A 20194-nucleotide genomic window follows, 5' to 3' on the forward strand; every position below is an offset into this window, starting at 1 on the left:
ACAACTTCATAATACTATCATCATTTCAAACCTGTGTCAAACAGATTTCAGAATAAAACGCGTCGGATTACCGAGGAACTAAACTTTACCACAAAAATGTAAGCCTTGTCAACAGCATTGCATGAGCATTATTACGGATCTTCTATTTTTATTCGATGTTCCATTTTAAAAACTAAATCCAGCGGACTACTTAGCTCCAGTAAAGATATCCTCGTCGGGAACCCAAGTCCAATCCACTATTCCTCCTTCGGAAAACCGCCACTCTGGAGTGCAATTTCAACTTTTTCGGCACAAAAAAAGCGGACAACGAATCGTCCGCTTCAAGCTATTTGTAGCTTATAGTCTGTCGTTTAATTCTTTAGCTAATTCTTCAAATCCAGGTTTGCCAAGAAGCGCAAACATATTTTTCTTGTAAGCTTCTACACCTGGTTGGTCGAATGGATTCACGCCATTCAAGTAACCAGAGATACCTACAGCGATTTCGAAGAAGTATACAAGATAACCTAAAGAATAAGCATCCATTTCAGGCATAGTTACCAACAAGTTTGGAACGCCGCCGTCTGTATGAGCCAACAATGTGCCTTGGTAAGCTTTTGTATTTACGAAATCAACATCTTTGCCTTCAAGATAGCCTAAACCATCCAAGTCTTCAGCACTTAAAGGAATGTCGATCGTTTTGCGTGGTTTTGAAACTTTAACGACTGTTTCAAAGATATTTCTTTGTCCATCTTGGATGGACTGGCCGATTGAATGCAAATCAGTCGAGAAGTTCGCGCTGGTTGGATAAATACCTTTTTGGTCTTTACCTTCAGATTCGCCGAACAGTTGTTTCCACCATTCTGACAGGTATTGCATGCCTGGCTCATAGTTAGCCAAAATCTCAGTCACTTTGCCTTTACGGTAAAGGATGTTGCGGATAGCTGCGTATTGGTAGGCTACGTTAGTTGTCAAATCAGGATTCATGTATGCTTCACGGGCATCAGCAGCACCTTGCATCAACGCATCGATATCAGCTCCGCTGACAGCGATTGGAAGAAGGCCAACTGGTGTCAATACAGTGAAACGTCCACCAACATCATCAGGAATTACGAAAGTTTCGTATCCTTCCATGTCCGCTTCATGCTTCGCTGCGCCTCTTGCTTTGTCTGTGGTAGAGTAAATGCGTTTTACTGCTTCTTCTTTACCATATTTTTTGATCAACAATTCTTTGAAGACGCGGAAAGCGATCGCCGGTTCAGTTGTTGTACCTGATTTTGAAATCATGTTCACTGAGAAATCACGATCCCCGATCACTTCGATCAAGTCAGCTAAATAAGTTGAGCTGATGCTGTTTCCTGCAAAGAAAATTTGTGGTGTTTTGCGGTCTGCAGTTGTCTGAACGTTATAGAAAGTGTTGTTCAGGAAATCAATTGCAGCACGGGCGCCCAAATAAGAACCGCCGATGCCGATAACAACCAAAACTTCTGAATCGGATTGGATTTTTTTCGCTGCCGCTTTGATGCGCGCAAATTCTTCTTTGTCATAATCTTTAGGCAGATCAATCCAGCCAGTGAAGTCGCTCCCTGGGCCTGTACCTTCACGAAGCGCTTTGTCAGCGGCTGTTACTTGGTACTGGATGTAGTCCAATTCGTGTTGTGCAAAAAATTCCAAAGCTTTAGAGTAATCAAATTGAATGTGTGACATTTAATATCCTCCTAATTTGTTTTTATAAAATGATTACTGATGTGAAATAAGGCACCTTAATGGTAGATAGGTACGCTGTCCAATTCCAAGTCAGTAAGTATTTCCGAGATTTCCGAAGATTTTTTCCATGCGAACTTGCCTGGTTCGTTCAGTAAGCTGTCCAAATCGGAAGGTTTTTCTAATGAATCGAAAACAAATAGAGGCATGTTTTTGCCATTTCCTCTCATGTTCGTCAAGTCAAGCAACCGCAATGACTCAGATTCAATGCCAACATGCGCCAGCAAGACTTCCATTATAGATCCTAAGGGGGATTTTCCGCTTTCGGATAAGTTTACACTAGGCAGGCTGTAGGTTCCGTTTTCTGTATTGACCAGAAAGTAAGTCTCCTCTGCCTCATTAGTGACCATAATAGTCCCTGCTACTATGTTTTCTTTTATCATCATGAATGTCCCCTTTCACCGGAAGGCGTATAGACAGGATTATTCCCTGTCGATTTCCTAACTTTCTCGTCTTCTTTGGCCTCTTCGATCCAGGTCGGCATCATTTCTTTCAAGGTCTCAAAACCGATCTGCGGTAAGTATCTTCTTTTTCTTTTCTTTCTTTTTGCCGGGTAACTCGGAGTTGCCAACTTTTCCATAGCCCTGAGAGACAGGCTTATTTTCCCTGTGTACTCATCGATGTCTATGATTTTCGCTTCTACTTCATCGTCGATTTGAATGAATTCCTCAAGGTTGGTCACATACCCATGCCTGCATTCGGATATATGGATCAGGCCTTGCGTATTCTTGTCTAATGAAATAAAAACACCATATGATTGGATACCTGTTACATTGCCTTCAATTATGTCTCCGATTTTATATTCCATTTTCATTCATAATTCCCCTCACAGTACCAGATAATTATACCACGTGCCTAGATGAAAGGATAGAATTTCTGATGCAACTTTGATCAGAAGCAACTCTTAGGCGGCGTCATAGCGATTACTACCTTGAAAACACTCCAGTAGTGTTAGGAGTGACAGAAACAAGATAATCTTATCCATAAAGAAAAAGGGGCATTTTTCGTGCCCCTCATACTATTATAAAATCGTGATGCTCTCGATGACAACGTCTTCGACAGGTTTGTCTTGAGCGCCTTTTTTCACGCCTTCGATAGCGTAGACTGTGTCCATGCCGGCTTCCACTTGTCCGAATACGGTATGTTTTTGATCCAACCAAGGTGTTCCGCCGTTTGCAGCGTATGCATCGATGATTTCTTTCGGCCATCCGCCAGCTTCCAATTGAGCTAGCATTGTCATTGGCACTTCTTTAGCGGTAACGATGAAAAATTGGCTGCCGTTTGTGTTCGGGCCAGCATTCGCCATCGACAACGCACCATTCAGGTTGAAAAGACTCGTTGAGAATTCATCTTCAAAAGAATCGCCCCAAACACTTGAACCGCCCATACCTGTTCCTGTAGGATCGCCGCCTTGGATCATGAAGTCATTGATGACACGGTGGAAAATGATGCCGTCATAATAGCCGCTTTCAGCTAAACCCAAGAAGTTTTCGACTGTTTTTGGCGCCAAATCAGGGAACAAACGGATTGTGATATCCCCTTTATTTGTTTTCATAATGACTTTCTTATCGTTATCTGTTGCTTGTAATTGTGGAAATAAACTCATTATTCATCCTCCTTTTTTTTACATTTTACCACAATATGCAAAAGATTAATCCCCCGATTTTTCAAAAATGAAAATTCAGCCCGTTTTTTCTTTTTCATTAGGATGTAAGTATCGATTCATGTTATCATAAATGAAAAGCAGATATTTAAGTGAAGGATGAAAAATAATGATGATCTTCGAGAATTTCCCCTTAATTTGTTCCCTGGCAGCTATCATGTTCACCCAAGCTTTAAAATATCCGATTGCAATTTTTTCAAAAGACAAGAAAACTTCCTTGTCGATCGTTACAACTACAGGCGGAATGCCCAGTTCCCACTCGGCGGCCGTCAGTTCGTTGATAACGGCACTCATTCTGCAATACGGCATCGGATCCGGTTATGTAGCCATCGCTACGACTTTTGGCGTCATCGTCATGTTCGATTCGATGGGCGTACGTCGTCAGAGCGGTGAGCAAGGAATCGTCCTCGTCGACGCTATCAAAGAACTGACCCGCTTGTCACTCAAGTTCCCGAAGAACGCTCAGGAACTGATTGCCGAAGAAGAGGAAGAGAAGATTTACCCTGAAGAAATGGCCGTAAAAAAATACCTTGGGCACAAACCTTCGGAAGTTTTTGTCGGACTGTTGACGGGCATCTTTGTGACATTCATCGTCAGAATGTTCTATGAGCAAATCTGATACCTCTCCGGGCGATGCATTCGCCCGGAACAGAAACAACGGAGGAAGACAATTGAAAGATATAGAAATATACGACATCACCATCATCGGCGGTGGCCCTGTCGGCATGTTCACGGCGTTCTACGCCGGACTGCGGCAAGCCAAAGTCAAAATCATAGAAGCCCTACCCCAGCTCGGCGGCCAACCTGGCATGCTTTATGCTGAAAAAAATATATATGACATCGCAGGTTACCCAGCCATTTCCGGAGGCGACCTCGTCACCAACCTGAAAGAACAGATGGACCGCTTCAACACGAAGTTGGTGTTCGGAGAGGAAGCATTTGAACTAGAAAAAAATGCTGAAGGCATCTTCGAAATCCAAACGACCAAAAATCGCCATTACTCAAAAGCAGTGATCATCTCTGCAGGAAACGGAGCTTTTCGGCCAAGGAAACTGGAAATAGAACACGCAGATAAGTACGAAAATACTAATCTCCACTATTTCGTGAACAACATCGAGAGTTTTCGCGATAAGACGGTCGCCATCTGCGGCGGCGGTGACTCAGCAGTGGATTGGGCGCTGGCATTGGAACCAATCGCCAAAAAGGTCTATCTCATCCATCGTCGCCCGCAATTCCGTGCCCAAGAGCACAGCGTCCATTTGTTGCATGAATCGTCCGTTGAGGTCATGACGCCTTTCGTTCCTGTCAGTGTCAATGGAAACGATGAGTTCTTGACGAGCGTAACCCTTCAGGAAGCCCGCAAGGATAATACGTTGGAGTTGGATATAGATGACTTTTTGATCAATTACGGCTTTTCATCTTCCATCGGAGGCATGAAGAAATGGGGCTTTGAAGTCCAAGGAAATGCCATAGTCGTGAACTCGAAAATGGAGACCACCATCCCTGGGGTCTACGCCATTGGAGATATCGGAACCTATTCCGGCAAAGTCAAACTGATCGCCACGGGATTCGGCGAAGCGCCAGTAGCCGTCAACAATGCGATGGCGTACATCAATCCCGACACCCGCGTACAACCGATGCACAGTACGAGCTTATTTTAAATTTTATGGAGGGCTGTCTCTTTCAGAGATGGCCTTTTTTCGTTTATCCCTAAATTGCTGGGTTGGAACTCCATCAAATCCAATCACTGATGCGAATAATGAATCAAGAATGCCTCTTCTTTTGTTTTCCAAACCTGTTCCTCTATAATAAAAGTATCAAATACGAATCCAGGAGGTATTTATATGGTCAAATCAGACAGCGAGTTGCATGCACGAGCGGTAGCTTTGATGAAGGAACGCGGTGTGAGCGTCGAAGATATCGCCGACCTCGTTTTGCATCTCCAAAAATCCTATGTAGAAAATCTGACTATGGAGGAATGCATCGAGAACGTTACTGCTGTGTTCCTGAAACGGGAGGTTCAAAATGCAATCATTACCGGAATCGAAATAGATAAGCTCGCCGAATCGGGGCAGCTCTCTCAACCGCTGGCGGATATTATCCTGAACGACGAAGGGCTCTACGGCATCGATGAGATCCTTGCCCTTTCAATCGTCAACGTATATGGCTCCATCGGCTTCACGAACTACGGATACATCGATAAAGTAAAACCCGGCATCCTTCAGAAACTGAACGACAAATCCGACTCAGAGTGCCACACTTTCCTTGATGACATCGTTGGCGCCATCGCAGCCGCAGCCGCCAGCCGCATCGCCCACGACAACCCAAACAAAAGCGACATAATGAAATAGAGTGTGATGAATCCCGGGGAGAAATCGAGCACCCAGTCAAAACAAAAACCAGCGTGATTTGCCATCTAACAAGATGGCAGCTCAAGCTGGTTTATTTTATGTTGTTTTGACTTTCCTGCGTACCCAGAAGTACAGCAGCACAAGCAACAATTCAAGCATCACAAAGACCAGAACAAAACAGTGCATGAAAAAGTCCTGCGGCAACGCCAGAATGATCGGGTCTGTCCGGGCATCAAAAATCCAGGCATCATTATTGAAGAAGACACCGTGGAATGCCACAAACAAACGGTCGAAGTTCATGAATATCACAGTTAAAGCCACTAAAGGTGAAGCGACCATCAGGCGCAAAGGATTCAGCATACGCCAATACCCCTGCTCTTTTTTCACCATCCGCAAAAATAATATGCTTGCAACGGCCGACACTCCCAATATGGCGTAATCCAGCAAAAACAGTCTTTTCACCTCATGAAAATGGAACAGTCCGCTTTCGGATGCCGGGAAATCAGACATCTTCAAATCCGCGATCCACGGCAAATTCAGATACTGCATCAGGACGCGGTAATTATCCAGAATGACGTCTTTCGAAAACCCGGCCATCTGTTCAATGTTCAGGTAATCGATATCAAAGCTGTAGAGCGGTGTGAAGTTGATCGTGAAGGCGATGCTTGCACTCAACACAAGCAAAAAGATTGCTGTGTATCCGAAGAAATATTTCAGTTTCTGTGCCATCGCTACACTTCCCACTCGGACAGATCATTGACGATGTAGGTAGGTTGCTCATCTTTGCCTTCGATGTCCACCAGTTGGGAGAATCCTGTCAGGACCATCAACGTGTCCACACCATAACGGACGCCCGCTAGGATATCCGTATTGTAGTTGTCCCCGACCATGACGACATCTGCCTTCTTCAGTTGCATCCTTTTGATGGCCCCGGCCATGATTGTGGGATACGGTTTGCCGATGATCAACGGTTCTTTCTGAGTGCAAGCCTTCAGAAATGCGGTCAAAGCACCAGCTCCCGGAATAAAGCCCCTTTCGGTCGGCAGGTTAGTATCGGGATTGGTGGCAACGAACTTGGCCCCCTTTTGGATGGCCAAACAAGCAGCCTCCAATTGCTGGTACGTAACCCCGCGGTCCAACGCCTGCAGGACAAAATCAGGATCTTTATCGACCATCTCGAACCCGGCAGCTTGCACTTCCTGCTTCAAGGAGGGTTCACCGACGACCAGCACCTTTTTGCCGATGTTCAATTCTTTCAGGTGATCCAATGCCGCCATCGCGCTGGTGTAGATGTGGTCTTCCGTTACATCAATCTGGAAGTTGTGCAGCAGATTCTCTTTGACTTCTGTAGCGGTCTTGGTGGCATTGTTCGTGACGAACAGGAACGGAATGTTTTTATCCTGAAGTTCTTTGACGAATATTTCCGCAGTCGGGATGCGCTCGGCACCTTTGTACACGGTTCCGTCCAGATCGATTAAATAACCTTTATACTTTTTGATGATGTTCTCCTCCTGATCATTGCTCTATCTTTTTGATTTGGAAACTTTTCTTCTCGCCCTTAGCAGATCTAGTTGTTGTCGTTTTAGGTTGGTCCTTTGGCTGGGAGTCCTTCGTATTCACGTCTTTGATCACGAATCCTTTTTTCTTCCCTTGGCTTTTCGGTCTTTCGACATTTTTCGTTACTTTATTTTTGTTTGGTTTAGCCTGTGTGGGAATCGGAGTCGTCTGGGCAGCTGGTTGGACAGTTGCATCAGCAGGCAATTCATCTCTGTTCGCTTCACGGTTTTTGCGTTTACGGTTGCGCTTTGTTTTTGTGATTTTTTCTTTTTCGGCGCGCGTTTTTTCGATAACGAAATAGGCACAGCCAAAATTGCAGTATTCGTAGAGATAATCCTCCAGGAAACTGATTTTTTTATCTTGGGAGACTTTGCTGTTGTTGTTCCTGTAAAAACCTTTCAGGCGCAATTGTTCATATCCCCAATCCCCGACGATGTAATCGTACTTGCTCAGAATCGACGTATATCTTCCAGCCAGCGCTTCAGCATCAAAGCCTTCACGGTAATCGATGCTCAATTCGTATTCTTGGGTACCTACCAAAAGACGCTTGTCGTCCAATAACTTTACAATTTCTTCCTCTTCGTTACGGTCGCTTGTTTCCGATTCACTATCATCCGCAATATTTTCCAGCAAGGAGTCCACTTGCGTTTTCAATGATTCATCCAGTAATTCCTTTTTATCCACGATAGCACCTCACTTTTCTCTCATTATGGGAAATTTTTTCTCTAAATGCAGACCGAACACCTCCCTTAAGAAATACGGGAACAACAGACGGCTGCGGCCTTCGTTTTCGATTGTGGGGAAATAAGTGATGTAGCGGAAATGGTCCACCGTTACAAAGGTGATGTCCTCCTCATCGGAAAGCTCTCGGCCATCCACGGTCACGCGGTTCGTTACCGGATCGACTTCGAACCCCCGGTAGCAGAGCTCTCCGAAAATTCTTCCCCGGAAACCCATGCCGGTTATTTCCTTCGTCATCAGTTCTTCGCGCTGCGATTCCATTTCGTCGATCATGACTTTGAAATCCCGCCCCGTCAGCGTGCATTCCAGCAAACGCATCGGATGCGGCAGGATTTGATGCAGATGGTTTTTGGTGATGATTCCTTCCGGCAAATCCTCCAGGAACAGTCCGGAGTTCAGAATGCCGAATGGCGTATCGGCATATTCAGTCACAGCGTCCAATCCCAACAGCAACAAATCATTGGTGTGGCCTTCATCCGCTTTGAGGCAAGCCGGGTTGTCCGCAACTAGGATGGCAGACAACAGTTCTTCACCGCGTTGCTGCAGTTCCTCGACTTCCGCTAAATCTCCAGGTTTTTCCGGAAGATCCCCGGCTTCGATCAATTCGGCTTTGCGATCCAAAATCCGGTCGGAATCATAGCTGACCGTCACATGCCCGATGTATTGTCCGAACTTGCCCGCCCCCAGCAACAGGGACTCCTCCACATGTTTGCCTTCCGGCAGCACATGATGCGTATGCGCTCCGATGATGATCGGAATGGAACGGTACATTTCGCCGATATGGATATCCTCGATGATGCCGACGTGCGACAAAAGGATGATTAGATCGACGGACGGCGCTACTTTCAACAAAATTTTCGGCAGGACTTCATCCGATTCCTTCGGGTCCCAGCCGTTCGGGACATAGCTGAGATAGAGCGGTGCCGTCAAGCCGATGATCCCGACCTTTAGGCCGCTGGACAAGGTCTTGAGCAGATACGGCTGCGCCCAGGTCGGCAAAGCATCCGTTTCCGGATCATAGAGATTCGCCAGCACGACGGGAAATTCGGCATCATCATAGAGTTCGTCCAATTGGCGTTTGTCGTTACCGATCCCTTCATTGTTGCCGATCGTCACTGCGTCGAACGGAACCTGATTCAACAATTCGATGTTAGCCTTGCCGTTGGTGGCTTCCGTCAAAGGATGCACCCTGTCGCAGGCATCGCCGATGTCGAAGAGCAGAACCTCTTCTCCGTTCTTTTCATGAAAGGCCTTCTTCTCCAACAAAAAACGCCGGATCTTCGGCCAATTGTCAAAATGTGAATGCAGATCATTGATATGGTAGATGTGCAATTTTTTCATGATACGTTCTCCTTTTCCGTTGACAAAGAGGAACGTGCTTCATTCATCTTTCTCTTGTGTAATCTCTTCAATTTTAGCGTGCACTGCAGACATCAGATCGGCGGGACTGAGCTCGATCTGCGTGCCGCGTTTGCCGCCGGACACCAGCACGCTCTTTTCATCAAGGATATGATGGGACAAATAGGTAGGGAACGCTTTTTTCATCCCGATTGGCGAACAGCCGCCCCGGATATACCCAGTGGTTGCTTCCAGATCCTTCAAAGGCAGCATTTCAATCCGCTTATTGCCGCTGACTTTCGCAAAAGCCTTCAGGTCCAGTTCGTTCTGCGCCGGGATGACCCCAACGACAACGCCGGTCTTATCGCCGACCGCTACAATGGTTTTATAGACCGCACCGGCATCCTGACTCATTTTTTCAAGGACGGACAGCGCATCGAGATGGTCCTCCGACCAAGCGTATTCGTGGACTGTATAGGAGCACTTCTGTTTATCCAACATGCGCATCGCATTTGTTTTGGTTATTTTCTTATTTTTCACTGTCATCTTTCCTTTTTGTCTGATACTGCCTATTTTACCATATGTATAGGGATTGCATCCGGAAAAAGTGATGGTTCCTGCATAAAAAAGCGCAAAAAAAGGGACTTCCCAGCTCAATGCTGCGACAGTCCCTGATATTTTGACGCTGGATTCTGATCAGTGCTCCAAGTTTTCGGCATGGAGCCCTACTCGTTTGGCCAAGTCGATGAACGTTTCTACTTCTTTATCTGAAAGGACAGAAAATATATCTGCGATATACGCAGCATGCAATGGGAAAATGCGGTCCATCAATTTGCGTCCTTCTTCGGTAATGGCTGTAAAAATAACGCGGCGGTCAGTTGCACATGGGATGCGTTGCACCAGCCCTTTGCTCTCTAATTTATCGACAACGTACGTCAAACTGCTGCTGGCAAGCAAGACTTTCTTTCCGATGTTTTGGATCGGTTGCTCCCCTTTATGATACAACAATTCCATCACGGCGAATTCGGAAAAATTCAAACCTTGCTTCATCATATCTTTCTTAAGTTTGTCCTGTACATGTTGAGATGATTTAAATAACACAGTAAGGGCCTTCAAAGTATCGCGATCTGTTGCAGACATCGTAACACCTCCCTTTTTTATTTCGATTTCGAAGTAATAATAGCACGAATGAAAAAGTTTGTCAAAATATACAAACGCTTGCATGATGGAAATAATAGCAATCGGTCCAAAATAAAAAAACCACACGGATGGACATCCAAAGTCGTTCCGTACGGTTTTGTAAATTGCTATGAAAGCTACTCACTCCACCCGAAATACAAAACAATCAGGTAAAGGATCAACGTCAACAACATGGCTACGGCAACATAATACCCGTAGAGCACAACGTCGAGGAATATCATACCGTTGGATATCAGCGGCGACAGGATGATCCCTGCCAAAAAAATCAGTTCCGCTACCAATAAGAGCAGCACATTGGTTTGCCTGAACCTTAATAGCATAAAATACGTAAGCAAACTCAGGACACATAATAATACCACGAAATAATTTTGTGAATAAAACCGATAGCCGGATGTCGGGTCCAACGCGAGCGTCTCATAGTTCGGGAGCAGGATCCAAGGCGTAAACAGACTGATTCCAAAAACGGCAAACAGTAAACCCAAAATTACAAGAGATGTATTTTTCATAATAGCTCCTTCTCGGTGATGAATCAGGACTTCCCTAATACACACGCTCCGCCAAATGTACTATACTATCTGAATAGTATATCACAAACAATCTTCATTACGAGGATATTGTTAACTATAAGCAACAATAATCATCTGGTTTTTGCCAGATTTGAAGGAGACTATCCATTTGAAAAAATACCTATACATCGGCATGGGTTTCTTGACGTTCGGTCTCGGGACTGTCGGGATGTTCCTGCCGTTCCTGCCTACAACTGTCTTCTATCTGCTGACCGGCTTCTTCTGGGTCCACAGTTCGGAAAAATTGCATAAGCAATTCGTCGAATCGGAAAAATACAAGCAATACATCGAGGGCCCGTTATTGAAAAAGAACATCACGAACCCAGGAATGGTCCGGATGTTCGTGATGATGCTCTTTGTCTTTGCGATCCCTTTTGCGCTGACCGACAGCGCACTGTTGCGCATCGTACTGATAATCGTATACTTGGCCCACCTGATCGGGTTGACCTGGCATTTGCGGTTCAGGAAATAACCACAATCACATCACTGTCCACCGTCAGATCACGGATTCCCAATACTTCTGGATAATCGTTTATCACTTTCCGCATGGTCCTCCTCTCGTGATAGATTCGAAATGACTTTCCGGATCAGTTGGGGCAGAACTTCATAGGAATAGGGCTTGTAAATCCTTTCCTTCCATGTGTGCGCCCCTTTTCCAAACACTCCCAGATTAACCGCAGGGATTGAAAGCTCCTGGATATCATCGGTCGGCAAGGGGTATATGCTTTCCATGCCCGGAAAATTTTGGATCAATGTCAGGATTTCCTCTTTGGTTTCGCTCATGGACAGGTAGCTGCTGTCTGAAAGGAACGGGAAAAAGCGCCGTTTTTTGAATGTCTGACCTTGCTCTTCACCGATTTTTTCCATCGCGTCTGAAATGGCACGGTCGACCGAAGAATTCGTTTCGATGCCATTATGCGGACAAAACGGCGGTGCTAGGAACAAAATCACTTTGGCGCTATCATCCCCTGTCGCATGTTCCAACGCGTCGATCACGCGGAAGCCGAATGCGCGTTTGTCCTCGCTGCCGTATTTATTTAACGTGTCCGCGATTATCGCAGCCGTATCGACGCCCTTTTGCGAACACTCCCGCAAATACTCTTCGAAAAGCAGGACTTTCACCTCATGCCCGATCGTACCGATCGGAACGCCGACTCTGGCACGGTATTCGGCAAGTCGGGCGTCCAATTTATCCGTCACTTCCCGGACGGCTTCCTCGGCTGCACCGCGCAATACCGTCAGCACCTCCGTAACGGAGCGTTCGTACAGGAAAGTGTTGAAATACAGATGCGCCACTTTCGCTGTTTGGACATTGTAGAAGTCTTTGCAGTCCCGCTGCTGGAGAGCGGATGACGGCAGGACCTCTTCGTCGTCGATCAGCTCGCACAAATCGGGGTTCGTGTTGATCGCCAAATTGATGGCACTGGACAGCAGCGTCGGATCGATGCCCTGCAACGTGCTGCCCACATGCGTTTCGCGGCCTTTGATGTAAAAACAAGGGAGGATTTTCCCGGCAGCACCCGTATACAGATAGCGCGTGCTGTCCCCCTCGAACAAGGGCGAAACAAAATCAGTGTTGACCGCGATGACGAATTCGTAACCCTTCCGCTTGAACACCAGCAGCTCCGGCAAAGAAGCAATGACGCCGGTATGGTCGTTCTCCTCCACGGGATTCCCCATCAACAGCAGGTTGAATGGGAGTTGTTCCGGATGTAATGAATAATGCAGCAGGTTCGCCAGATGCACAGCCATCCCGCTCTTCATGTCCAGCATGCCGCGCCCGAATGCCCACTCCCCGGACAATGCATCCCTTTGAACCTCGGCATCCGCTTCGTAATTCTCAAAAAAGCGCAACAGACGATCCGGCGAAAAAGCATCTGCTTTCTGCTTCCCGAAATCCTCGACGCCGACCGTATCGATATGGGCATGCAGCAGGACGATCTTCTTCGAATCAGCTTTGGGGAGAAAAGCGAACACATTTCTCCGCTGCAATGGATCATTTTCCATTGGTGTCTCCCAGACCAGATTGGGGTGCTCCTGAAAATAAGGGAAACTCGACAGGATTTCAAACACCCTTTTGCTGATGTCCGCTTCGCCATGCGCGGAACTGTTTACGCTCGGGATTTGGACGAGCTCTTTTGCCAATGCTTCTATTTGTTGCGGTTGCGGCAGATTTTTGATTTTCTCGTACATAATGTTTCCCCCTATGCGTTTACTCTTTTCAGTGGAAAGGTCATGCAATGGATGCCTCCCCCTAATTTCAGCAACTCCGTCAACTCGACTTCATGGACAGTTAGCCCTTTCTTGCGCATCTTTTCATTGATGCCCCGATTCTGAACCAGGGAAATCACTTCGTCACGGCCGATTGCCTGAACATTGTAGCCGTGTCGAAAAATAGCGGGTTCGTCGTCGGTGATCAATTCGATTTCCATTTTCTTCAACAACGCGACGAAAGTGTCAGGCAAATCTGCATAGCCGATCGCCACCTTGGGAGCAACCAGGTTGAAGCACATATCCAAATGGAGATAGCGCGGATCCATCTCAACGGAATGCACCTCATAACCCAAAGGTTTCAGGATATCCGTAATCTGGCCGAATCCCTCCGCATTCGTCCGATCCAGCATTCCGATGGCGACGGTGCGTTCATCCAGGAAGGCAAAGTCCCCGCCCTCAAATACGCCCGTCCCTGACACTTCCCCCAATAGCGGAACGCCCAACTCGGCCATCTTCTCTTCGTAGGCTGCTGTTTCCGGCAAGCGGATCCCATTTTTGAATTTTCCGAGTATGTAGCCTTCGTTCACGCAGCCCCCAAAGTCCCGGGCGAACACGGCATGCGGAAGGATTTCATCCTTTTCCATCAGTTCTACGGAAATGCCCAAGCTTTCATATAACGCATGGAGATCTTGGAATTCCTTTTGGACGCGCCCTTCATCTATATGCTGCAGGTTCCAATTTTTTGAAATTTCATTGATTTGTTCGGCCTGATGGACATGATTGGGTTTTGACAGCAAAACCTTCTTAAGCCTGCCTGTTCCGTTTGCGACGAACATAAGCTCCCTCCGTTCACTTGATGCATTTGCGGATCCGGTGAACGGCAATCTATTTTTTCCGTTCAGAGCGAATCCTTGCTTATTTCTTATCTGATTCAAAGTATAAGGAACATTTTCAGGGTCGACCACTTGGTGTAAAGTGCTGAAAACGATGTCTTTCCATTCCTGTAAGCATTGGAAATGACTTTTGAATAGTTGCGGCTTTTCCCGAATGTGTGACATTTCCTGACAGGATTCACGACTTTCTTACATACATAACCTTTTTCCATAACTACTGGTTATAATAGGCGGTAAATAATCTGACATGGAGGGATTGCGATGGGCTTATCACATCTACGGACGTTTCATTATTGCGCTACTTATTTAAGCTTCTCCAAAACCGCCCAACATTTCGAACTGAGCCAACCGGCGATCACCAAACAAATCAAAAAGTTGGAATCGGATCTGGAGCAGGAACTGTTCATCCGGGCAGGCAAGAAACTGTTTCTGACAGCTGCCGGGGAAGCCTTGTTCGAGTATTCTTCCCAAATATTCAGCCTTTATGAAGAAGCAATGGATACGATGCGGAATCTTTCCGAGAAAAAGCGGCGGTTGCGAATCGTAGGGGATCTAAATTATATGAAGATGAACCTGTCGGAATTTTTCGCGAAAGCCTACGAGCGGTTTCCTGACATCGAAATCGAAATCAATACCGCTGAGAACGCCAAACTGATATTTTCAGGCGTGCGCGATAAGCAATACGACCTCGGCATCCTCAGCGCAAATTACACAACAATCGGCGTGCGCGACAGGCTGCTCCGCGAAGACAACATCTGCTTGGTCGCTTCAACCGCTTTGGCCAGCCGCATGAAACGGGAACCCGAGCTGAAGCCGCCCTTGCTGTTCTACAAATCGGAATCCTCCTACAGCAGCTTCCTTCAGGAGTTCATGCACAGAAACCGCCTTTCCGACCAGAATCGGATGACCTTCAACAGTCTCGAGATGATCCGCCAAGCCTTGTTGAAGGATGCCGGTGTCGCCATCCTGTCGGAAGACGTCATCAAAGAAGATATCCTGGCTGGGCGCGTCACCATCTTGTCAACGCCTGTCGAATCGTTGAAAATCAAAACGAGGGTGATCTACCGGACGGACAATCCGATGCTGCGCAGCATCGAAGAGTGTTTGAAGTTGATTGTCGCTGAAACGAGCAAAGCTTAGCGATTAAGCCCCCTGATAAAGCAAAATGGACCAGCAAATCCGCCTTCCAGGGGATTACTGGTCCATTTTTTATTTTTCTTTCACTCCGATAAATATTCGATTGCCTTGCGGTATTTCTCTGCCCGTTCCCTGTCCTTTTGGGTGATCTTCTCCAGACGGCTCAAATCCGAATTGTGCTTCAGATCCGCCAGCTTTACGGCAGTGGCCAACCGGTTCTTTTTAACACCAGCCAAATATGCGGCATAATTTTGGTTATGCTTTTTGGTCAATGCTTTAACAGCTTCGACAACATTGTCCGGCAAACCCTTCGCCAGCAACTCATTTGCCGTCACATCCGTATCCTCGATGATATCATGCAGCAGCGCGACAGCCTTCTCTTCATCCGTCGTCATCTCCGCAGCCACTTGCAACGGATGCAGAATATAATCAAGCCCGGCTTTATCCGTCTGTCCGGCATGCGCCTCTTTCGCAATTTCAAACGCCAATTCTTCCAACATAATTGCACCGCCTCTCCCTTACATTATAATCGACTTTATTGAAAAACAAAAAAAGGATCAGCGTCAACTGATCCAAATGCCTTATTTATATTTCAATTTGGCAACCAGAATGACCAAAGCCAAGCAGAAAGTGATTAGGTTGGCGATTAACAGTGCCATGTCCCCCATTACGTATCCATGTACCATCCATAAGAAGATACCGATAACTGACATGAGGTACATCCCCAGCGAAATGGCCTTTGTGTCCTTTGTCTGCAAAACCTTGATAACCTGCGGTACAAATGACAACGTCGTCAATATTCCTGCGATCGTTCCAATCATATTCTTTTCCCCCTGATTTGTATTATTATTTTAGTTTATAAAGTAAGTAGTCCAAACAGTCGATTGCCTTCTGGTCCTCATGGATCTTATCCAATAAAATATGCCTGTGTTTTTTCAGCAACTCCATCTGTTTTGCCTGTTCGTTCGTTTGCCGGTAATCCAGGAAAGCAGCGATGGTTTCATTCGTGCAGCCTGCATCCTTAAGATTTGTGATCAGCATTTCTTCAGTTATGTCCACTCGTTTCACTCCTCTTGACAATAGAATACAGCGAATCAGCAGGAACATCAAATACCTATATCAGATAATCTGACATACTTGAAAGGCATGGCAAGAAGCGCTAAAATAATTCTGAAGGAGATGAGTATGATGGAGCTCAGAGTGTTGCAGTATTTTTTGACGATCGCAAGGGAACAGAGCATTTCGGGAGCGGCGGAATTTTTACATATCACGCAACCGACGCTATCCAGACAGATGAAAGAATTGGAGGAAGAGCTCGGCAAGCAGCTTTTCATCAGAGGAAACCGCAAGATCACTTTGACGGATGACGGCATGCTGCTCAGAAAAAGGGCGGAGGAAATCATCCAACTCGTTGATAAAACCGAGTCGGAAATGCGCGCGGATGATACTGAATTCAGCGGGGACATCTATATAGGCGGTGGCGAATCCGAAGGCATGCGGATCATTGCACGCGCAATCAGCAGAGCCCAAACGGAGCACCCGCTGCTCAAATTCCATCTGTTCAGTGGCAATGCCGAGGATGTCACAGACCGATTGGACAAAGGGTTGCTCGATTTCGGCGTACTTGTGGAGCCGACGAACATGACCAAGTATGACTTCATCAAGTTGCCGACCAAGGATATCTGGGGCGTCCTGATGAGGAAAGACAGTTCGCTGGCTGAGTTTGAAAGCATCACACCGAAGGATCTGAGGGGCAAGCCGGTCATCTGCTCGAACCAGATGCTTGTCAAAAATGAACTCGCAGGCTGGCTAGGCGGAAATGAGCGCAGCCTGAACATCGTCACAACCTATAATCTTCTCTACAATGCCTCCCTGCTCGTCGAAGAAAACAGTCATTATGCACTGTGTTTGGACGGTATCATCCATACCGGCGAGAGCAGCGATTTGCGCTTCCGCCCGCTGGAGCCACGCCTTGAGGTCGGGCTTCATTTCGTATGGAAGAAATATCAGGTATTTTCGAAAGCCTCGGACTATTTCTTGGGACTGGTGCAGGAAGAGGCAAGATCCCAAAGTAATCAATGAAAAAAATATAAGTTTCAAAATACCCGATGAATTGCTGCGCGCAGATGGCGTGCTTCATCGGGTATTTTGATACTGTTATGGAAGCCGCACTGCTTATCTGCGTACTTTCTTGGTTTCCGGCTGCGCCTTTGCTTTATAAAAATAATATTTTGCGACTTCCGTGACGATCACGTACAGGCCTAGGATAAGGAACAAAGACAGCAACAGCAATGGCTGGATCGGTTCAATGCCTAGGTATTGATGGAACGGCAGGTATGGGATCAGCAAAGTGATGATCCCCACAACAATCGATGAATACAGCAAGAGTGGGGCAGGTTTGCTCATATAGAACCGCTTATGCGTACGCATAACCAACAACACAAGCAATTCCGTGAGCACTGAAAAAGTGAACCAGCTGCTCTGGAATAATCCGTGCTTGGCATCAAAACCGATGAACAGGAGGGCAAACGTCAGATAGTCAAAAACCGAACTGACCAGCCCAAAAACAAACATAAAATCACGGATGAAATGGATATCCCATCTGAGCGGCTTTTCCACTGTTTCCTTGTCCACACTATCATTGGCGATGGTTATCGCAGGGAAATCGCTCAAAAAATTGATCAAGAGAATTTGTTTGGGGAGCAGCGGCAGGAACGGCAGGAATAAGGATGCCCCCGCCATGCTGAACATATTGCCGAAATTGGCGCTGGTAGTGACTTGGATGTATTTGAGCGTGTTGGCAAAGGTTGTCCTTCCCATCACAATACCGCGGCTCAGTACTTCCAGATTTTTTTCCATCAATACGAAATCAGCCGATTCCTTAGCCACATCGACGGCATTGTCCACTGATAGGCTGACGTCTGCCGCATGCAGCGCCGGCACATCGTTAATGCCATCGCCCATATAGCCAACCACATGATTTTTCTTTTTCAGGGCGAGGATAATCCGCTCCTTCTGGTTGGGATCCACTTCAGCGAATACCGTAGTGGCTTCGATTTTAGCCCACAAGGCTTCATCACTCAGCTTCATCAGTTCCGATCCGGTCAGTACGCCCGTGACTTTCAGGCCTACCGCCTCAGCAGTGTGCAAAGCGATCAACTTATTGTCCCCGGTAATTATCCGCAGACTGACCCCTTTACGCGCCAAGTCTAAAATGGTCTGCGAAACATCCGCTTTCGGATGGTCAAATAGGAGCAGAAAGCCCATCAGTACCATTTCCTTTTCGTCTTCAACTGTATATTTTTCCTGCATGGGCACCATTTTTTGGGCGACTGCGATGATGCGGATTCCTTGACCGCTCCACTCTTCGTAGTGTTGTTGGATACCGGACCGGATCTGTTCATCCATTGCGCTTTCGGCGCCAGCGATTTCAACCCGCGTGCAGATGGCGAGGATGCTGTTCAAGGCCCCTTTCACGATCATTATGCACTGTCCATCCTCCTGAACAATGACACTCAGTCGTTCCCGGTTGAAATCAAAAGGGATTTCCCCTTGTTTTTTGACGGCACTGATATCCACATCTTTGGATGCACTGATTGCCTCATCCAGCGTATTTGCCATACCTGTCTGAAGACTTGCATTCAAGTACGCAAGCCTGAACACTTCATCGGAGGGCTGCCCAGAAACATCAGCCGCGCCATCGAGCCGGATGCTCCCCTCCGTCAAGGTTCCGGTTTTATCGGTACAAAGGATATCCATGCTGCCAAAATTTTCGATTGCGGTCAGGCGGCGGACGATAACCCCTTCCTTCGCCATGATGCGGGATCCTTTCGAAAGCGTAATGCTGATGATTGCCGGCAGAAGCTGCGGCGTAATCCCAACTGCAAGTGCAACCGAGAAAAGTAGGGCTTCGATGGCTGGCCTGTTCATGATAACGTTGATCGCGAAAACGACAAGGGTAAGGACGAGCATGATTTCAGTCAATAAATAACCGAACCGTCTTACTCCGCGCTCAAATTCCGTTTCCGGCGGGCGCAAAGAAAGCTTATCGGATATTTGCCCGAATTCGGTGCTTGCTCCCGTTTCCACCACTAACATCGTGGCGTTTCCGCTCTGTACACTCGTGCCCGTGTAGACACAATTGGTGCGTTCCTCCAGACTGGCGTCTTCCCTGACCTTGTCCGGCTTCTTTTCTGATGGCTGGGATTCTCCGGTGAGGATGGACTGGTTGACGAATAAATTCGAGCTATCCAGAATCAACCCGTCCGCAACAATGAGGCTGCCGGTAGAAAGTTTGATGATATCGCCCGGAACTACCTCTTTTGATGCAATCTCGATCGGCTTACCATCGCGAAGGACGACGGACTTTGCTTGCACTTTCGCCCGGAGTTCCGCTATGACATTGCCCGCGGTATATTCCTGATAAAAGCTGAGAGTCGCGCTCGCCAAGACGATGGCCAGGATGATCATCGCATCAATCCACTCCCCTGTTGCAGCCGATATTCCGGTTGCAACAATCAATATGAGGATGATCGGATTTTTGAACTGGCTGAGGAAGGCCCTGAGTTGCGTATCTTTTTTCTGTTTTCTTAGCGTGTTTCGACCGTGCTGCTTCAACCTTACTGCCGCTTCCTCAGCAGCCAGACCGTTTACGTTGGAATGAACAGCTTCCAACATCTCTTCCGGAGTCACACTCCAATAGTTGATTCTCACTTTTTCTTGCATAAAACGACCTTCTTTCACAAACCGTCACACCGCATTCGCTGTCTGAAATGTTGCCCAACTGCACTCTTC

At 46.9% G+C, this 20194-nt stretch carries 23 protein-coding genes; 6 read left to right on the top strand and 17 right to left on the bottom strand.

Translation table 11 applies throughout. The annotated features are described in order from the left end of the window. Nucleotides 1–336 precede the first annotated feature (336 nt). From ACKPBX_RS01730 to ACKPBX_RS01745, 4 genes are all read right to left on the bottom strand, one after another. Nucleotides 337–1683, bottom strand: a complete 1347-nt coding sequence (locus ACKPBX_RS01730) for a glucose-6-phosphate isomerase (RefSeq protein ID WP_086629254.1) — start codon at nucleotides 1681–1683, stop codon at nucleotides 337–339. A 56-nt stretch (nucleotides 1684–1739) separates the two neighbouring features. After that, nucleotides 1740–2090, bottom strand: coding sequence for a hypothetical protein (locus ACKPBX_RS01735; protein ID WP_143091159.1), 351 nt, complete (start codon nucleotides 2088–2090; stop codon nucleotides 1740–1742). 32 nt (nucleotides 2091–2122) lie between these two features. Then, nucleotides 2123–2554: a CvfD/Ygs/GSP13 family RNA-binding post-transcriptional regulator gene (locus ACKPBX_RS01740; RefSeq protein ID WP_245830793.1), complete on the bottom strand. Its 432-nt coding sequence runs from the start codon at nucleotides 2552–2554 to the stop codon at nucleotides 2123–2125. Between the two features lie 207 nt (nucleotides 2555–2761). Beyond that, nucleotides 2762–3346, bottom strand: a complete 585-nt coding sequence (locus ACKPBX_RS01745; RefSeq protein WP_086629250.1) for a peptidylprolyl isomerase — start codon at nucleotides 3344–3346, stop codon at nucleotides 2762–2764. Between the two features lie 166 nt (nucleotides 3347–3512). Here ACKPBX_RS01745 and ACKPBX_RS01750 point away from each other — a divergent pair, with 166 nt between their 5' ends. The 3 genes from ACKPBX_RS01750 to ACKPBX_RS01760 all read left to right on the top strand — a co-directional run bounded on the left by ACKPBX_RS01750 (nucleotide 3513) and on the right by ACKPBX_RS01760 (nucleotide 5754). Further along, entirely contained in the window at nucleotides 3513–4022 is a 510-nt protein-coding gene (locus tag ACKPBX_RS01750; protein WP_086629248.1) for a divergent PAP2 family protein, read from the top strand. 106 nt (nucleotides 4023–4128) lie between these two features. Next, nucleotides 4129–5064, top strand: coding sequence for an NAD(P)/FAD-dependent oxidoreductase (locus ACKPBX_RS01755; protein ID WP_233436755.1), 936 nt, complete (start codon nucleotides 4129–4131; stop codon nucleotides 5062–5064). A 183-nt stretch (nucleotides 5065–5247) separates the two neighbouring features. Then, nucleotides 5248–5754: a phosphatidylglycerophosphatase A family protein gene (locus ACKPBX_RS01760; protein WP_086629244.1), complete on the top strand. Its 507-nt coding sequence runs from the start codon at nucleotides 5248–5250 to the stop codon at nucleotides 5752–5754. A 96-nt stretch (nucleotides 5755–5850) separates the two neighbouring features. On the opposite strand, the gene ACKPBX_RS01765 is transcribed toward ACKPBX_RS01760, so the two are convergent. From ACKPBX_RS01765 to ACKPBX_RS01795, 7 genes are all read right to left on the bottom strand, one after another. After that, nucleotides 5851–6483 (bottom strand): TIGR01906 family membrane protein, encoded by a 633-nt coding sequence (locus tag ACKPBX_RS01765; protein WP_319995814.1) that lies wholly within the window; start codon nucleotides 6481–6483, stop codon nucleotides 5851–5853. A gap of 2 nt (nucleotides 6484–6485) precedes the next feature. Beyond that, nucleotides 6486–7211, bottom strand: coding sequence for a TIGR01457 family HAD-type hydrolase (locus ACKPBX_RS01770; protein ID WP_233436746.1), 726 nt, complete (start codon nucleotides 7209–7211; stop codon nucleotides 6486–6488). A 58-nt stretch (nucleotides 7212–7269) separates the two neighbouring features. Continuing rightward, on the bottom strand, nucleotides 7270–7995 hold the full coding sequence (locus tag ACKPBX_RS01775) for a YutD family protein (RefSeq protein WP_319995815.1): 726 nt from the start codon (nucleotides 7993–7995) through the stop codon (nucleotides 7270–7272). A gap of 9 nt (nucleotides 7996–8004) precedes the next feature. Beyond that, on the bottom strand, nucleotides 8005–9393 hold the full coding sequence (locus tag ACKPBX_RS01780; RefSeq protein ID WP_319995816.1) for a bifunctional metallophosphatase/5'-nucleotidase: 1389 nt from the start codon (nucleotides 9391–9393) through the stop codon (nucleotides 8005–8007). Nucleotides 9394–9432: 39 nt separating this feature from the next. Next, nucleotides 9433–9936 (bottom strand): Cys-tRNA(Pro) deacylase, encoded by a 504-nt coding sequence (gene ybaK, locus ACKPBX_RS01785; protein ID WP_119092591.1) that lies wholly within the window; start codon nucleotides 9934–9936, stop codon nucleotides 9433–9435. 150 nt (nucleotides 9937–10086) lie between these two features. Next, nucleotides 10087–10530: a MarR family winged helix-turn-helix transcriptional regulator gene (locus tag ACKPBX_RS01790; RefSeq protein ID WP_068561182.1), complete on the bottom strand. Its 444-nt coding sequence runs from the start codon at nucleotides 10528–10530 to the stop codon at nucleotides 10087–10089. A 176-nt stretch (nucleotides 10531–10706) separates the two neighbouring features. Then, nucleotides 10707–11096: a hypothetical protein gene (locus tag ACKPBX_RS01795; RefSeq protein WP_119092525.1), complete on the bottom strand. Its 390-nt coding sequence runs from the start codon at nucleotides 11094–11096 to the stop codon at nucleotides 10707–10709. A gap of 169 nt (nucleotides 11097–11265) precedes the next feature. Here ACKPBX_RS01795 and ACKPBX_RS01800 point away from each other — a divergent pair, with 169 nt between their 5' ends. Beyond that, a complete protein-coding gene (locus tag ACKPBX_RS01800; RefSeq protein ID WP_119092526.1) occupies nucleotides 11266–11628 on the top strand; it encodes a YbaN family protein in 363 nt (120 codons plus the stop codon). A gap of 29 nt (nucleotides 11629–11657) precedes the next feature. Here ACKPBX_RS01800 and ACKPBX_RS01805 read toward each other — a convergent pair whose 3' ends face one another. Both ACKPBX_RS01805 and ACKPBX_RS01810 read right to left on the bottom strand, forming a co-directional pair. Further along, nucleotides 11658–13349: a peptidase M20 gene (locus tag ACKPBX_RS01805; protein ID WP_119092527.1), complete on the bottom strand. Its 1692-nt coding sequence runs from the start codon at nucleotides 13347–13349 to the stop codon at nucleotides 11658–11660. A gap of 11 nt (nucleotides 13350–13360) precedes the next feature. Further along, entirely contained in the window at nucleotides 13361–14206 is an 846-nt protein-coding gene (locus ACKPBX_RS01810; protein WP_119092528.1) for a dimethylarginine dimethylaminohydrolase family protein, read from the bottom strand. A 318-nt stretch (nucleotides 14207–14524) separates the two neighbouring features. On the opposite strand from ACKPBX_RS01810, the gene ACKPBX_RS01815 reads away from it, so the two are divergent. Beyond that, nucleotides 14525–15403, top strand: a complete 879-nt coding sequence (locus ACKPBX_RS01815; RefSeq protein WP_119092529.1) for a LysR family transcriptional regulator — start codon at nucleotides 14525–14527, stop codon at nucleotides 15401–15403. Between the two features lie 80 nt (nucleotides 15404–15483). On the opposite strand, the gene ACKPBX_RS01820 is transcribed toward ACKPBX_RS01815, so the two are convergent. From ACKPBX_RS01820 to ACKPBX_RS01830, 3 genes are all read right to left on the bottom strand, one after another. After that, nucleotides 15484–15900: an HD domain-containing protein gene (locus ACKPBX_RS01820; protein ID WP_119092530.1), complete on the bottom strand. Its 417-nt coding sequence runs from the start codon at nucleotides 15898–15900 to the stop codon at nucleotides 15484–15486. 81 nt (nucleotides 15901–15981) lie between these two features. Next, on the bottom strand, nucleotides 15982–16221 hold the full coding sequence (locus tag ACKPBX_RS01825) for an SWEET family sugar transporter (RefSeq protein ID WP_119092531.1): 240 nt from the start codon (nucleotides 16219–16221) through the stop codon (nucleotides 15982–15984). A 25-nt stretch (nucleotides 16222–16246) separates the two neighbouring features. Next, nucleotides 16247–16459: a MerR family transcriptional regulator gene (locus ACKPBX_RS01830; protein WP_200831698.1), complete on the bottom strand. Its 213-nt coding sequence runs from the start codon at nucleotides 16457–16459 to the stop codon at nucleotides 16247–16249. Between the two features lie 129 nt (nucleotides 16460–16588). Between ACKPBX_RS01830 and ACKPBX_RS01835 the strand changes: the two genes are divergently transcribed. Further along, nucleotides 16589–17482, top strand: a complete 894-nt coding sequence (locus ACKPBX_RS01835; protein ID WP_119092533.1) for a LysR family transcriptional regulator — start codon at nucleotides 16589–16591, stop codon at nucleotides 17480–17482. Nucleotides 17483–17575: 93 nt separating this feature from the next. On the opposite strand, the gene mgtA is transcribed toward ACKPBX_RS01835, so the two are convergent. After that, nucleotides 17576–20125, bottom strand: a complete 2550-nt coding sequence (gene mgtA, locus ACKPBX_RS01840; RefSeq protein ID WP_319995817.1) for a magnesium-translocating P-type ATPase — start codon at nucleotides 20123–20125, stop codon at nucleotides 17576–17578. Between the last annotated feature and the right edge of the window lie 69 nt (nucleotides 20126–20194).

This window comes from Trichococcus shcherbakoviae, assembly GCF_963666195.1.
GTDB classification, from domain to species: domain Bacteria; phylum Bacillota; class Bacilli; order Lactobacillales; family Aerococcaceae; genus Trichococcus; species Trichococcus shcherbakoviae.

Excerpts from the sequence above, each read along its gene's own strand:
- ACKPBX_RS01795 (WP_119092525.1), bottom strand. The coding sequence starts at position 11,096 with ATGAAAAATACATCTCTTGTAATTTTGGGTTTACTGTTTGCCGTTTTT.
- ACKPBX_RS01735 (WP_143091159.1), bottom strand. The coding sequence starts at position 2,090 with ATGGTCACTAATGAGGCAGAGGAGACTTACTTTCTGGTCAATACAGAA.
- ybaK (WP_119092591.1), bottom strand. The coding sequence starts at position 9,936 with ATGACAGTGAAAAATAAGAAAATAACCAAAACAAATGCGATGCGCATG.
- ACKPBX_RS01730 (WP_086629254.1), bottom strand. The coding sequence starts at position 1,683 with ATGTCACACATTCAATTTGATTACTCTAAAGCTTTGGAATTTTTTGCA.
- ACKPBX_RS01750 (WP_086629248.1), top strand. The coding sequence starts at position 3,513 with ATGATGATCTTCGAGAATTTCCCCTTAATTTGTTCCCTGGCAGCTATC.
- ACKPBX_RS01765 (WP_319995814.1), bottom strand. The coding sequence starts at position 6,483 with ATGGCACAGAAACTGAAATATTTCTTCGGATACACAGCAATCTTTTTG.
- ACKPBX_RS01745 (WP_086629250.1), bottom strand. The coding sequence starts at position 3,346 with ATGAGTTTATTTCCACAATTACAAGCAACAGATAACGATAAGAAAGTC.
- ACKPBX_RS01810 (WP_119092528.1), bottom strand. The coding sequence starts at position 14,206 with ATGTTCGTCGCAAACGGAACAGGCAGGCTTAAGAAGGTTTTGCTGTCA.
- ACKPBX_RS01820 (WP_119092530.1), bottom strand. The coding sequence starts at position 15,900 with ATGTTGGAAGAATTGGCGTTTGAAATTGCGAAAGAGGCGCATGCCGGA.
- ACKPBX_RS01740 (WP_245830793.1), bottom strand. The coding sequence starts at position 2,554 with ATGAAAATGGAATATAAAATCGGAGACATAATTGAAGGCAATGTAACA.
- ACKPBX_RS01755 (WP_233436755.1), top strand. The coding sequence starts at position 4,129 with ATGTTCACGGCGTTCTACGCCGGACTGCGGCAAGCCAAAGTCAAAATC.
- mgtA (WP_319995817.1), bottom strand. The coding sequence starts at position 20,125 with ATGCAAGAAAAAGTGAGAATCAACTATTGGAGTGTGACTCCGGAAGAG.
- ACKPBX_RS01760 (WP_086629244.1), top strand. The coding sequence starts at position 5,248 with ATGGTCAAATCAGACAGCGAGTTGCATGCACGAGCGGTAGCTTTGATG.
- ACKPBX_RS01780 (WP_319995816.1), bottom strand. The coding sequence starts at position 9,393 with ATGAAAAAATTGCACATCTACCATATCAATGATCTGCATTCACATTTT.
- ACKPBX_RS01825 (WP_119092531.1), bottom strand. The coding sequence starts at position 16,221 with ATGATTGGAACGATCGCAGGAATATTGACGACGTTGTCATTTGTACCG.
- ACKPBX_RS01815 (WP_119092529.1), top strand. The coding sequence starts at position 14,525 with ATGGGCTTATCACATCTACGGACGTTTCATTATTGCGCTACTTATTTA.
- ACKPBX_RS01805 (WP_119092527.1), bottom strand. The coding sequence starts at position 13,349 with ATGTACGAGAAAATCAAAAATCTGCCGCAACCGCAACAAATAGAAGCA.
- ACKPBX_RS01835 (WP_119092533.1), top strand. The coding sequence starts at position 16,589 with ATGGAGCTCAGAGTGTTGCAGTATTTTTTGACGATCGCAAGGGAACAG.
- ACKPBX_RS01790 (WP_068561182.1), bottom strand. The coding sequence starts at position 10,530 with ATGTCTGCAACAGATCGCGATACTTTGAAGGCCCTTACTGTGTTATTT.